At 44.7% G+C, this 13802-nt stretch carries 12 protein-coding genes; all 12 read right to left on the reverse strand.

Translation table 11 applies throughout. The features are described 5' to 3' along the window. A complete protein-coding gene (locus tag OMP94_RS05065) occupies positions 1-903 on the reverse strand; it encodes a type II secretion system F family protein (protein ID WP_266276769.1) in 903 nt (300 codons plus the stop codon). Further along, on the reverse strand, positions 903-2201 hold the full coding sequence (locus OMP94_RS05070; RefSeq protein WP_323135057.1) for a CpaF family protein: 1299 nt from the start codon (positions 2199-2201) through the stop codon (positions 903-905). The genes OMP94_RS05065 and OMP94_RS05070 overlap by 1 nt, the downstream gene beginning before the upstream one ends. After that, on the reverse strand, positions 2198-3427 hold the full coding sequence (locus tag OMP94_RS05075) for a hypothetical protein (RefSeq protein WP_266276771.1): 1230 nt from the start codon (positions 3425-3427) through the stop codon (positions 2198-2200). The genes OMP94_RS05070 and OMP94_RS05075 overlap by 4 nt, the downstream gene beginning before the upstream one ends. Before the next feature lie 6 nt (positions 3428-3433). After that, positions 3434-4789, reverse strand: a complete 1356-nt coding sequence (locus tag OMP94_RS05080) for a type II and III secretion system protein family protein (protein WP_266276773.1) — start codon at positions 4787-4789, stop codon at positions 3434-3436. A gap of 1 nt (position 4790) precedes the next feature. After that, complete coding sequence (gene cpaB, locus OMP94_RS05085) at positions 4791-5777, reverse strand: Flp pilus assembly protein CpaB (protein ID WP_266276776.1); 987 nt, start codon at positions 5775-5777, stop codon at positions 4791-4793. Positions 5778-5846: 69 nt separating this feature from the next. Next, a complete protein-coding gene (locus OMP94_RS05090; RefSeq protein WP_266276778.1) occupies positions 5847-6332 on the reverse strand; it encodes a TadE/TadG family type IV pilus assembly protein in 486 nt (161 codons plus the stop codon). After that, positions 6329-6859, reverse strand: coding sequence for a prepilin peptidase (locus OMP94_RS05095; RefSeq protein ID WP_266276780.1), 531 nt, complete (start codon positions 6857-6859; stop codon positions 6329-6331). The genes OMP94_RS05090 and OMP94_RS05095 overlap by 4 nt, the downstream gene beginning before the upstream one ends. A 15-nt stretch (positions 6860-6874) precedes the next feature. Continuing rightward, positions 6875-7072 carry a Flp family type IVb pilin gene (locus tag OMP94_RS05100; RefSeq protein ID WP_266276783.1) on the reverse strand — a complete coding sequence of 66 codons (198 nt, stop codon included), beginning with the start codon at positions 7070-7072 and terminating at the stop codon, positions 6875-6877. A gap of 301 nt (positions 7073-7373) precedes the next feature. Further along, entirely contained in the window at positions 7374-8060 is a 687-nt protein-coding gene (locus OMP94_RS05105; RefSeq protein WP_266276785.1) for an endonuclease/exonuclease/phosphatase family protein, read from the reverse strand. An 11-nt stretch (positions 8061-8071) separates the two neighbouring features. After that, entirely contained in the window at positions 8072-10051 is a 1980-nt protein-coding gene (locus OMP94_RS05110; RefSeq protein ID WP_266276787.1) for a VTT domain-containing protein, read from the reverse strand. Between the two features lie 227 nt (positions 10052-10278). Beyond that, positions 10279-10767 carry a hypothetical protein gene (locus OMP94_RS05115; RefSeq protein ID WP_266276789.1) on the reverse strand — a complete coding sequence of 163 codons (489 nt, stop codon included), beginning with the start codon at positions 10765-10767 and terminating at the stop codon, positions 10279-10281. 88 nt (positions 10768-10855) lie between these two features. Continuing rightward, positions 10856-13777, reverse strand: a complete 2922-nt coding sequence (locus tag OMP94_RS05120) for an EAL domain-containing protein (RefSeq protein ID WP_266276791.1) — start codon at positions 13775-13777, stop codon at positions 10856-10858. Positions 13778-13802 lie beyond the last annotated feature (25 nt).

Here is a 13802-nt window from a genome sequence, read left to right on the forward strand (position 1 = left end):
TCAAATACTCTTAATCATTCGCCACAACACAAAGGCACCTAGCCCTTGAAATGCCACGGCCGTGATCAACATATACTTGCCGCCCTCATCTTCCCACATGGTGAGTAGATAACCTGGATTCATCATCATGATATAACCAGCAATGAGCAGTGGCAGAACACCTAAAACCCAAGCAGTAACACGCGTTTCACCTGTCATCGTACGTAATTCACGACGGGCGGCTTCACGACTATGAATCATTTTGACGATGTTATTAAGTAGGTCTCGAACACTACTCCCGTAGATTCGGTTAACCCGAATCGCCAGAGACACCAAATAAAGCTCTTGTACTCGGTATAGTTCGGCAACTTGTTGGATTGACTGACCTAGGTCATCGCCCAATCGGTTTGCACGCAGCACACGTTCAAAAATCTCTTTCAATGGATCTGGCGTTTCTGAAGCTGCTAGTTGAAGCGCGCTTTCCATACTGCGTCCCGTGCCTAATGCCCGCAACACTTGGTCAAGAAACAACGGTAATTCCAATAAAATCATTTTGACGCGAGCATTCGCTCGCTGCCAGAGCCATAAATATAAAGTAACCAATAGGATGAACGGCACCATTAATGCTGCGACAAATCCGTTATTGATGCCCACTAACGCCATCAAAATAAGAGTTATCGTGATTGAAATAGCGTAGTGTTTCTCTTGCGGCTGCAGACCTGCACGCCAAAACATCGCTTTTACACTATTGGACTGGCGACGACGCTCTTTTAAACGGCGACCATCGATACTCATACCCGCCGTTTTTGAGAAATGTTCATTGGTTTTTTCGCTTAACTCTTGCTTCCCGCTTCGTGCAACGGCAACAAAAGCCAACACCATAAGCAGGCCAGACATTGCATAAATCACGATGAAGATCGTCATCAGTAATCCTGCTTATCGGTCTTTATCGAGCTGCTTTGAGAGTGTATTAAAGGCTCTGAAGCAAACTTCTGGTTGGCAGGCCGAACGTTTTGGCTAACGTGTTGCTCTGTTCTCGGATCGTAATAAAACAACTCATTGAGCATAAATTGGTTATCACGATACCCCGTTATTTCAGCAATTGAGGTAATACGACGTTTACCGTCAGCAAAACGAGAGATATGCACAATCAAGTCCAGTGCACTGGCAATCATCTCGCGAACAACATCAGGGCCACCTCTAAAATTTGCCAAAGAAGCCAGCATCTCAAGACGAGTTAACGCATCACGAGTGTTATTCGCATGCACAGTACTCATTGAACCATCATGCCCAGTATTCATCGCCTGAAGCACATCAAGTACCTCTTCGCCGCGCACCTCACCTAAAATAATTCTGTCAGGCCGCATACGTAAGGCGTTTCTAACTAAATCTCTAGCACGAACCTCACCTTGGCCTTCCACATTAGGTGGGCGGGTTTCAAGACGAACAACATGGTTATGGCCTAATTGCAGCTCGGCTGCATCCTCAATGGTAACCAAGCGCTGAGAAGGATCAATAAACCGGCTCAAGATATTGAGCAAAGTAGTTTTACCTGTACCGGTACCACCACTCACCATAATGTTGCATCGCACTTGCACCGCTTTTATCAAGAGATCGAGCATCTCTTGACTCATCGTGCCGTAAACCAACATATCCGATTCACGCAGCATTTCTTTACGAAATTTACGTATCGATAACGAAGGCCCATCCAGTGCTAATGGCGGAATAATGGCATTGATACGACTACCATCTGGCAAGCGTGCATCCACCATTGGCGTTGACTCATCTAACCGCCGCCCCATCGGTGCAATAATCCGACGAATGACACGAAGTACATGTTCATCATCGATAAAACGTAATGAAGACTCTTGTACACGGCCATTACGCTCATAGAAAATGTGATAAGCACCATTGACCATGATGTCGCTAATGGTGTCATCCGCCAGCAGTGAGTGGAGAGGGCCATAGCCCACTAACTCATTAACCATTTCTTCTGTCAGCTCATCCAAATCTTCGCTACTAACGGCCATATGACTCTTGTTGGCATATTCAGAGACATGCCCATACACATAATCATAGAGCTGCTCTGACGACCAATCACTCACCGGCACCTTGTCTTCTTCAACACGTGCTATCAGATAGCGGTGTAGCGCATACTTAATATCTTGATAAGTCTGTGTATTCTTTAAAGTAAAGTCGTAGTGTGGATAATCAAAGTTCATGCACTGACCTTAGCCTTTGCTGGCTTACGGAAATTCAGCCAACTTAATAAACCTTTTTTATTTTTATCTAGGTTAGAGGCTGTCCATGACTCACTGAGATTACGCGCCATTTTCCTGACTGCCAGCGTATAGGGATCTCTTGGCGCACACTCATATAAGCTTTCGCCAGAATTCATCATTTTTAGCCTTGCCATACCCGATGAAGGCAAAGTCGCTTGCAAAGAGATATTCAAACCGCGAGCTAGATTTTCAGCATCAGGTGGCAGATTAGGTAGATAGTGGTCAACGACCAGCTTTACTTTCTCCATATCGATCTGTGACTGAGATAACTTACGAATCAAATGCATATTCTGTTTACAGCTCGGCACACTTTGCTCCAGCAAAGCCAGCGTTGTATCTGAGTTACTAACCAACAGTTGGAGAAAATCAGAGTGTGGCACACCACCTAAATTAATAATGATATGACTAAAGTATTGCTGTAATACGCCCAACAGGACATAGACATCTGCCGATGTCATATCCCCCATGCTAGTCTGTTCTTCAGGTAGTGCGAGCAACTTCAAGCCGCTTTCATGCTTGGCAAAAGCACTATCAATGAGCGTTGAGTCTAATCGTCGCAAGCTTCTCACCGCATCAAGAAAACTATAGGGCGCATTAATACCTAGGTAAGTCAACGTATCAGCAGCGGGTGTCCCCAAGTCCATTAGCAAGACATTTTCATCAGGCGCATCTAGCTGCATAGATAAGGCTAAATGCAATGCGAGCATAGGGGTATCCGTACCCGGTCTTGCACTAATCAGCGAAATAACTTTGCCACGACTAATTTGGCTATGCTGGGCAACAGGTGCACGATGACGTAAGCGGTTCACCAAGCGCATCACTTCACTTTGCCGTGTTCCCGTCGTAATAAACTCTCTGGCTCCAGAACGCATCGCACTCAATAACAGTTCGTTATCCGATGTATCAGCAATCGCAATGACCAGTAACATGGTTTTAAACGTCACCAAGTCTTCAATAAAAGTGGTGGTTTTACGAAGGTTTTCACTCGATAACCCTACAAACACCACTTGGGCTCCAGTTAAATCAAGTAGCTGCCTGACGCGTTCGATAGAATCATAGTCTGACTTAACGACTTCCCCCTCTTCGGCAAGCACCTCTTGTAGCCAAGTCAGTTGAACTTCATTACTGGGCACAACAATAAATGAACTTTTTTGATTTTTAGCCATAACGTCCTACTTTGAAAAACCGCTTGAAACCGGGGCTTTTTCACCAAACCGGCCATTTTCATTGAAAAGAAACTCGGCAAAACTTGGGTCATAGTCTCTATAACGCTCACCTGGTAACTCAGGAAGTTTTGCCGCTCTGGCAATAGGTTTAACTAAGCGTGGCGTCACAATCATCAATAACTCACGATCCTGACGATCTAACTGATTATTTCGGAAAAAAGCCCCCAGAATGGGGATGTCACCCAATCCAGGTAACTTATCAACATTGGCAACTGTGTTCTGGCTGATAAGCCCACTTATTACAAAGCTTTCACCATCACCTAAAGCAACACTGGTGTCAGTTCGGCGCACACGTAATGCAGGGACTGTTACCCCGCCACTTTCAATGCCTGCTGAAAAATCTAGCTCACTCACTTCTGGCGCGACTTTTAATGCAATCCGGTTACTGTTTAATACCGTTGGTGTTAGCGATAACCGCACCCCGAACTCTTTGTACTCAATGGTGACACTGTTGTCGAAACCACTCCCTCTCACTGGTACTGGAAACTCACCACCCGCCAAAAAGTTTGCACTTTGACCACTCATCGCCATGAGGGATGGCTCAGCTAAGGTATAAGCAAAACCATTTCCCTCTAAAACGGAAAGTGCTGCTAATAAGCCATTAGATTGGCGGCCATAAATTAGATTGAATGCTCCACTTTCTGGTACAGGATTACCCGAAAAAGAAATCCCCCCTGCGCCCACCGTTGCGCCGGTTAAACCGCCAGGAGGTGCTAAAGCTCTTGGCGTTTTGCCATTGAGCCCTTTCCCTAAAAAGAAGCCTGCCGACTGCATCCGGCTTTTACTAATTTCAACAATTTTGATATCAATTTGTACTTGAGAGGGATCAACCATCTCACTACTATCAATACCCACTTCATCACTCATACCCAACGACTGACGAACAGCAGCATGTTGCTCAAGCGACGAAATATTGCCTTGCAGCTGAACCTCACCGCCAACGGCATTGGCTGAATAGTTGTCAGCCCCAAGCTGCTCCAGGCTTTGCTGCGCCTGCTGGCTATCGGCACCAACTTGCAAAGTTAGTTGTTCAACATCACCACCTTTTTGAGGCCAAACCGTCATATTGGTCACCCCTGCAGACAAAGGCGTAATCAGGATCTCTCGTGCATTAATTACAGCAACGTCAGCAACTGCAGGATTACCAACAGCAACGCGTCCAATAGGTTGGCTAACCGAGTGACGTTTTTGTATCCCAATCTCTAATTGCAGAGGGGATTTAGCCATGCTGCTTGAGGCCAGCAGTGTTAATAGCCCTAACCAGACCATTTTCATTCCTAAGCTATTTAAACGGCCTGACATATCAATTCTCCCTGTCCACTGAGACTGTCGCAGTATCTACACCACGATGAACCGTCACTTTAGGTTTTGCCGGTTGCGTTACAGCAGTGTTTCCTGAAACAGGCCGGTTTTGAATAACTTTGAATGGCGTTACACCAAATGCTTCTAGTGTTACTGCTTTGGCTTTTTGCTCTGATGCAGCTGTCTCAGTGGCATGTTTATCTGTTTGCGAATGCGCACTTAATGCTTCAGGTCCTAGCAGCGCCAGCCGAAGCCGACCGGCAGACTCTGCAAGTAATAATGCCGAAATATCTTGGTCTTTTACCGCTAACACAGCCGTCTTACTTTGCTTGCCCGTAGGCTCTTCCTCTTCTACATCTTTAGTAGCGGTATCGGCTGACGGTTGCTCGGTAACATTTTCTTCATTATTTACTTTGGATTTTGCAGAAATCGCATCAACGTCAGTCGTGTCAACTGAGTTGCCATATGCAAGGACTCTTGCTGCGGACAAGATTCGTTGAGCTGAGCTTTGATTGCCAGTTTCATTACCTGCCGCTAAATAAAGCAATACATCGACATAATCACCGGGCTGAATAAAGCCACCAACGCCAGTAACCTCATCAACACGTATTGCAATCGCTCTCTCCCCGGCCCGGATAGCATTTACGAGATGGCTGAAATCATGAAAATGTTCTTCAAGTATCAAATCACCAGCAGCAATCGGTAACTTAACTTGCCGATTAATGACTTGTTGTTGAGTAGAGTAGCTATGAGCTGGTGGTGCGGCCATAAACATTACCGTGACATCATCTTCGGTAATTTGTTGATCGGTTGAGATATCTTGCGCCGCTACCAGCACCGGCATACGGATCGGCTCAGGTGGCGGAGTATCTACAACATTCTCATTCTTGAGGGTTGGTGCATGACTGGCTTGATAGCCCATATAGCCAAGTGCAAGTGCTCCCAATGCAAGTAACACCGCCATAATCCTTAGAACAGAACTACTCATCGCACTCTCCCAACCTGACTTACCATGTCCGTTATCCCTTTATATTTTTTGCGGCAGTTTCTACTAAAACTAAAGTGTCACGCTCGCAGTACCCGTTAAATCTTGGGGTAGTCGAGGTACATCACCCAATCCAGGCAATGTCAGCGTCGGCACCATCGGGTTGTCTCGATAATCAGGAAATCGCACCGTCACATTTAACATGCCTGTCGCGGGGTCAAACACCACACCCACATTGCTGTTATCGTTGCCTAAAACGGCATTACTGGCTGAGGCTGGTAACCATGACAAGGTATCGCCGACAACAGCTCTCACTCTGGGAATAACACCAGTTTGGATATAGCTATTGGTATCAGCAAAAGCACTCGGCTCAACCGCAACCCCTGCTCGAGCACCTGACGCAGCGGCATGATTAAACGCCTGCATCATCATCAGTGGCATTGAATAACTGACAATTGCGTAAAACAACGAAAAAAAGATCACAAACAGTAACGCTGCCTCAATTGCCGCAGCCCCTTTTTGTTTTTTAAGCCTTTTTGGAAAAATTCGTTTATTCATGATGCACCCGCCATATTTGCCATACCGGAAATGTGCACCACCAACATAAGCAAACCACCTAGCGCCAGCAATGTGCCGAAAGGAAGTGATTTACTCTGGAATAGCGTTGGAATAGGGAGTTGGCAGCCAACTCTCGCTAAGTAAACATTTAGATATGGAAAGTTACGCTGAGCCAGCAGGCAATAAGTAAGTATTAGCCCAGCAGTGAGGCCGGAAAAGACAAAACTGAGCAGCATAAATTGCGTACTCGTCAGCAATCCCATCACTGCAAGCATTTTTACATCGCCTGCACCGAGCATTTTTAGCATACAGCCCGGCAGCGTCAGCAAGACAGCCAAAAACATAGCCATCACGGCCGAAAGGATAGGTGCACCTATAGCACTTGCCTGAGTAACACCAAAGCTAGCAATAGCAATGATGCCGGCAAATATCATTAACGGGTTTGGCAGTTTCCTATAACGAAAATCTGTGACTAAACAACAGCAAAGCCAAACACCGAGAATGTAGGCAAGAACCGAAAGTTGCACTTGCCTCTCAGGCGCTTAGCCCGCTTCCTGGGTCCCCGTTAAGGCATCTTGTATGCCTTGGAATATGCCCTGCACCGCATCATTAACACCAGGGACGAATAGTACGATCGCAACTGCAACCATGGCTGCAATCAACGCATATTCGATACCGCTAGCGCCTTCTTCGCTATGCAAGAATTGCATAACCGTTTGTTTTAGATTTTTGAGATCCATTTTTATCCCCCTAAGCAATTACAAATCCATTAATCGCACGTCGCTCTTCGGCGGCGACTTAACTTTTCTTTACGTTTCTAACGTACACCTATATTTAAAGGAAATTTTTCCCGATCTCAACCCTTCAATACGTAAATTAACGAATGTTTCACAAAAATTTTTAAGCACATAATTAACAAGCAGAAAAGACAATAAATCACCCATTAAAAACAACAACTTAATATAAAACCATTAATATAAATACTTCTTTTTCGCAATAATATTGCCATTAATAGTGTTGTGTTAAATCTAATTTTATGAGTCAGATTTCAATCTGCGCGGAAATTGGGAGATGATCAGAAGCCTGCTTACTTAACGCTGTTCTATGACGACCAATAGAAGTCATTGCTGAATCTGGACTGACCAGAATTCTATCTAAGGAAAAAAGAGGAAAGGCTGATGGAAAGCTAGGGATATGAGGTGACTTAACAAAAAATTGGCGTAACCAACGAAGCGGTCTTCCCCATAAAAACCACTCATTTAAATCGCCAAGTAATACCGTTACATCGGCCGACTGTTTTGAAATCAAAGACAATAAATGCTTTACCTGCAAACGTCGCTCAAACGGCATTAATCCCAAATGCGTTGCATAAACCATCAGAGATTTGTCACCCACCATCAATTGCACTTTGATGAGTGATCGCGGCTCGTACGGTTTAACCGAAATATCATGAATTTCGGTATTTAAAATCGGTAGCCGCGTTAATAAGGCATTGCCATAAGCTCGGGTTTCACGTTGCATTGTTGTACCAGCGATCGTCTCATACCCGAATACAGCAGCAAGATATTCCAATAAATCTTGCTCATCAACTTTGTGATGCTCAACCTCTTGCAGAGCCAGTACATCTGCATCCAACTCCCTAATGACGTCGGCAATCCGGCTGGGGTCGAATCTGCCATCACTACCAATACAGGCGTGTACATTAAAGCTCGCCACTTTTAACTTCATCTGGGGCGCCTTTAAGATGTTTTTGCAGTGTTAGATTTTGCTGAAAAGAGCTTTTTTAAACCTACCGTCATCGCAATAACAACAACGACCACACCACCTAATATCGCCATCTGCTGTGGATCGGGTTGGCGAATGGTTGCTAATAAAGAGTCAGCAAAGGCAGAAAAGGCAATTACACCGGGCAACAGTCCAAGCACACTTCCCCAGAAAAAATCTCGCAATTTGATATGTGACGCACCAGCCACCAAGTTGATAACGGTAAATGGCGCGACAGGAATAATGCGAACCGTCATGACAGCCCATAAACCTTGTTTACCTAAACGTCGACTTAATTGGTTAATTCGCTGTCCCGAGAGCCTGCTCACCCCGCCTCGACCAAGCAAATGACCAACAGTAAAACCTAATAATCCACCTAGCAATGACCCCACTAATGCATAAGTACCGCCAAGCCAAGGACCAAACGTAACAACTGTGGCAATAATAAGCAGACTGACCGGCACTGCAAATAAGCTACAGATGGCAAAGACCGTTAAGACAATGACTGGTGACAATGGCAGTTGCTTTATTTGATTGGCTGCTAACGCTAAATTTTCTTCTGTTAACCAGTCGCCAAGTGGCGTGAACTGCCAGATCACCGTTAACAAAATGACAAACATCATCACGCCAACACCAGCATGTAATTGCTTGCGAAAAGCACTTTGTTGTTTGATAGGCACTAAATAACGCGCCATATCTTCAGCCTGCAACGGCTTTTCGGGATCAATTAGGCTGGAATCCGGCAAAATTTGATCACTGAGTTCATCGACCTGGCAATCCAATGGTCTTAGGGTATGAGCATGATCGCAACGTTTATCAATCAAGTTTTTCAATGAGCCAGCTGATAACAGCTCAGTATTGAACTGTTTTTCCTCCATTCCAAAATGCTCAGCGAGTAAATCATGACGAAATGCCGTAACTTTGTTTTGCTCTTGTGGAGAAGTTGATTCAAAAGTCAGATCACATTCAGTATCTAACCCCATTGAACGGTTGCTGGTATTACTTGAGCCAACACGTATCAATTTATCATCGATGATCAGCGTTTTACTGTGAACACTGATATGACTGGCGCCCAATGCATCTCGGTGAGGAAAACAAACCCTTAGACGATCATGTTTATCTGCGTCACGAAGCTTTCGCATCAATCTCGCTCGCAACACATCCATGGTTTGTTGCTCTAGCCAACCGCCGGTCATTTTAGGTAACACAATGACCACTTCTGGGCCGGTCTCAGCGGCTAACCTTTGAGACAAAACCTCAGTAATGACATGACTAGTAAAATATTGGTTTTCAATATAAATAAGTGTTTCAGCAGCGTTAATTGCATCAATGTATAGCTGTTCGATTTCTTTAATAGCTGGTTGGTCATTGTATTCTGGCTGGGTTCTCGAGATAGCCATATCAACATCGGTGAAATCCGCACAGATATATTCCGGCCAACACTCACTATCCACATTTGGTATAGGAAGATCTTGTCCGGTGGCACATTGCCATCGCTTTCTGACCAACTCGCCTAAGCCTTTTGCAATCTCGCCATCGACCATCCACTGCACATCATGAAATGGCGGATAAAATTCTTTATCCGGATCTATTCGGCGGGAATCATCTGGCAAATGCTCACGACTGTCCCAACGATGCTTGCCCAAATCAAAACCACCACAAAATGCGAGCTTGTCATCGATGACGACTATTTTCTGGTGATGAGAAGCAGTCGTCGGGCACTCACCATCCAACGCAAAATGCAGGCGCTCTTGATGCTTCCATAAGGGTCGGTATGTGGGCAACCACTCTCGTTCGAACGTATAGAGCATTGCCCAATCCCAATTTAAAATATAAACATTCAAATCGGGGTTGTCCTGTAAAGCTTGGCAGAGCAAATGGCCCAGTTCTTCAGGCTTTTGATACGCATTATCATCACGAGTTAACCGCATACGGCTATCAATATCCCAAGCCACAATGATAATACTGTGCCGGGCTTTTTTTATGGCGCAATGCAAAGCTGGGTAATAATTTTCACCGTCTATCAGCAACTTTGCTCGATTTGCCCTTACAACTTGCCAGCAATTTTTACCCGGCCGAAGAATACTTTCTCGACACATTGATTAAGTTCTTGTGGTTATTAATCATGCACACAAGCCTAGCACAGGCCTGAAAATGACAAATTAACCTACGTTAGGATACTTTACTGTGGCACTACCCGAACATAACCATCATTACCACGAATCAAGACCCCAGCCGTTTTTGGTGGCAACATATCCTTTTTGTTTTCGATGGCTTGAACAATCGCAATTTTATCGCCATTTTCTTTGCTTAAAATGTACTCGGCACCTAATTCAGAGTTGGCCTTTTCATCGACAAATTGACCGGCTATTGCACCACCAATCAAAGCTATAATGGTGATTGCAACACCAGCAGGATTATCAGCTTCCGTAATACCATAAGCCGTTGCACCGGCAACTGTTGCGCCGACCGCTGCCCCCCAACCAGGGCGACGATCTTTACCCAGCCCTTCAATTTTCACCAAACGAGAAGAAACAACCCAAACGTCCTCAATTGCCATGACTGAGCCAACTTCGTCAGCATAATAATTTTCTTGTGATCGTGAGGCACAAGCACTCAATAATGGCAGGCTCAGCACCATCACCATCAATGACTTTGTGACAAAATTCATTTTATTCTCCAGAGGTTTTTCTTTGGCATTTGACACTTAATTGGAGAGGAAATTCATCTCTTAAACAGTGCCAGTGGGATTTAAGGTATTAACTCAATTCTTTAATAGATTTTTGCAATTTCTCAGTCGCCTCGGTGAGCCGCGCTGAATAAACCTTGACATCAACTGCCTCTCGCTCTATCGCCTTATACAAGGCTTTTCCTGCTGTATGCATCTGCTGATATAAGACGATAAACTGCTGCAAATTTTCAGTCGTTAATACTTGTTGTTGCTGAATTTGCATCAAATAAATACCACAATGACACTTATCCACATCGAGCATTGATAAGTTCTCCAGTTGGTCATAGTCACCAACACACTTTTGTAACTGTAAATGCCAACGATCTATAAGTAGTGACCAAACCGCTAAAGCACGCTCGGCTGAAGTGTATGACTTATCCGCCATATCCAACCAAGCCTTGTTAGGCTGGTAGGCGCTTAGCCAAGGCACTAAATTATCAGCAGGCATTGGTCTTGCAATGCCATAGCCCTGCGCTAACTCACAGTTTAATAGCAGCAGCAACTTACCATGTTCTGTAGTTTCTACACCTTCTGCTATGACTTGACGATTAAACGCACGAGCCAAACCAATCACACCATCAATGATATTAAAGTCACTGGCATCATCTAACATGTTTCTCACAAAAGTTTGATCAACTTTCACTAAGTTTGCGGCCAAATGTCGCAAATGCGTCAAAGATGAGTAACCTGTCCCAAAATCATCTAGAGCAACCTGCACACCAATTTTTTCACGACATACATGCAATATCTGACTGATTGTTCTGACATCACCAAGTGCACTGGTTTCTAATATCTCAAGTTGCAGCAAATGGGCTGGTAACGAAGGATAACCCGCCAATGCTTGCTCTAAGCTATGGGTAAACCCCGGTGCTTGTAGATGGGTAGCTGAGATATTGATACTCACCACCAAGTTATGACCCGCATCGTGGAGCGCTGCCAGCTGACTTACTGCATGCTGGATAACCCAATTTCCAACCGCTATTTCAGTATCTGTGCCATTGATGGCTGGCAAAAAATCAAGCGGTAAAACCAGGCCCTTTTCAGGATGCTGCCATCGTATCAATGCTTCCACACCAATAACATCACCGGTTCGCATATTTATTTCCGGCTGGTAAAACAAGGTTAACTGATCTTTCGCTATCGCCTGACGCAGCTCACCTTGTATAGCATGCTTCTCTATTGCTTGTTGATTTTGCTGCGGGTTAAATAGACGGAACGTGTTTCGGCCAACCAACTTGGCTTGGTACATCGCCTGATCTGCATGACGTAACAAGGTATCTAAGTCAGCATCATCAAGCGGATAAATAGCCACACCGCTTGAGGCACTTAACTGAAGCTTCAGACCATCGATGTAATAGGGTTCCGCTAAAGCTTCGTGAATACGCGTCAACATTCGCTCACATTGAATGTGCGATTCTAAGTCACGAAACAGAATGGCAAACTCATCACCGCCGAGTCTAGATAAGGTATCTTCATCACGAACATTGTCTTTAAGACGTTGAGCCACTTGCACAAGCACCTGATCACCAATGTTATGACCGTGGTTATCATTGATTGGTTTAAAGTCATCTAAATCTAAAAAACACACACCTAACCATGTTTCGGTACGTTTACTGTGTGCAACCGCTTGGATAAATCGATCTGCAAATAGAACGCGATTTGGCAATTTAGTGAGCATGTCATAGTGCGCCATCAACTCCAGTGTTTCTTGCTGTTGTTTGCTCTGGGTAATGTCATAGACCACCAATAATAGCTCATCACTAAAAGTATCTTGAAGCGCAGCACAACTGAGTAATGCATGACGTACTTGCCCACCTTGGCAGTGGATCGTTATCTCAATAGAGTGTTCAGGTAATTCAGATGGATCAATTAATCCCTCACACCATTGCTCTATTTGCCGTTGAAAGCCTAAATCGATCTCTGCTTTTCCCCACCAATCTTTTAGAACTTGAAGATCGGCAGACTGATAACCATAAATTTCGGTAAATGAGGCATTAATAAAACTAAATTGTTTATTTCGGTTAATGAGCAAATACGGAAAAGGCGAGCTTTCGATAAGATTACGAAACTTCAGGTTTGCCAGAGACGCTGAAAACATAAAGCGAATAAATGCTGTCAGTAGGATGAAACCTAACAGAGCAATACCAAACACCCAAATGCGAGTCTGCCAAATGATATAGCGATTAAATTCCCAGCCACCTAATGGCCTTGCAACCAACTGCCAATAGCCATCCGGTAAATCTAATCGCATTGTGAGTTGTGGCGAGTTAAATAGCTCTGAGTTCCCCCAAACCATTTCTCCCGCTTCACCTAACCCATCCTTGCCTCGGATCGCTAGCTCAACTGGCATTTCACCCTCAATTAAGCCTGATGCATGAAAGAAAGCATCACTATCAATCACAGCAGAGATAATGCCCCAAAAAGACGCTCGGTCATTACTATTGAGAAAAACCGGAATCCGCGTAATTAGCCCATTTCCGCCTTGGCGTAAGGTTAAAGGCCCAGCCAATACTAAATCACCGGATGTGCGGCTCCGCTCTGCGGCGGCAAATTGTTCAGGTACTTTACGATAATCCAGCCCGATGGCTTCTTCATTGTCTTCAACCGGATACATATAACGAATCACCATATCCGGCGCTGCTGCAATATTACGAAGTTGGTTCTGGCTGTTTATAAGATGTGCCATGGCAATCTCATAATCAGCCTGAGTCAGATCTGGATTTACGACAAATAGCCCAGGTAAGCCACGAACAATTTGAATATGATTTTGTAGGTTAGTCACCAGCCGATTGTGATACTGGCTTAACTGTTGTTGCGTCTGTGTGATAAGCGCACTGTGATAGCGTGCTTGAACTAGGTTATTGACGTAAATGGCTGCCACTAAGAGTAACAGTCCGATAGTGACTATTACGCTATGAAATAAAGGTTTACTGGCCGTTAAACGACGCATCAATCATCCAATGGCCACAAAGAAA

This window comes from Methylophaga sp. OBS3 (assembly GCF_026319325.1).
GTDB lineage: Bacteria > Pseudomonadota > Gammaproteobacteria > Nitrosococcales > Methylophagaceae > Methylophaga.

Coding starts and splice junctions, on each gene's coding strand:
- OMP94_RS05070 (WP_323135057.1), bottom strand. CDS start 2,201: ATGAACTTTGATTATCCACACTACGACTTTACTTTAAAGAATACACAG.
- OMP94_RS05115 (WP_266276789.1), bottom strand. CDS start 10,767: ATGAATTTTGTCACAAAGTCATTGATGGTGATGGTGCTGAGCCTGCCA.
- OMP94_RS05100 (WP_266276783.1), bottom strand. CDS start 7,072: ATGGATCTCAAAAATCTAAAACAAACGGTTATGCAATTCTTGCATAGC.
- OMP94_RS05105 (WP_266276785.1), bottom strand. CDS start 8,060: ATGAAGTTAAAAGTGGCGAGCTTTAATGTACACGCCTGTATTGGTAGT.
- cpaB (WP_266276776.1), bottom strand. CDS start 5,777: ATGAGTAGTTCTGTTCTAAGGATTATGGCGGTGTTACTTGCATTGGGA.
- OMP94_RS05080 (WP_266276773.1), bottom strand. CDS start 4,789: ATGTCAGGCCGTTTAAATAGCTTAGGAATGAAAATGGTCTGGTTAGGG.
- OMP94_RS05075 (WP_266276771.1), bottom strand. CDS start 3,427: ATGGCTAAAAATCAAAAAAGTTCATTTATTGTTGTGCCCAGTAATGAA.
- OMP94_RS05090 (WP_266276778.1), bottom strand. CDS start 6,332: ATGAATAAACGAATTTTTCCAAAAAGGCTTAAAAAACAAAAAGGGGCT.
- OMP94_RS05120 (WP_266276791.1), bottom strand. CDS start 13,777: ATGCGTCGTTTAACGGCCAGTAAACCTTTATTTCATAGCGTAATAGTC.
- OMP94_RS05065 (WP_266276769.1), bottom strand. CDS start 903: ATGACGATCTTCATCGTGATTTATGCAATGTCTGGCCTGCTTATGGTG.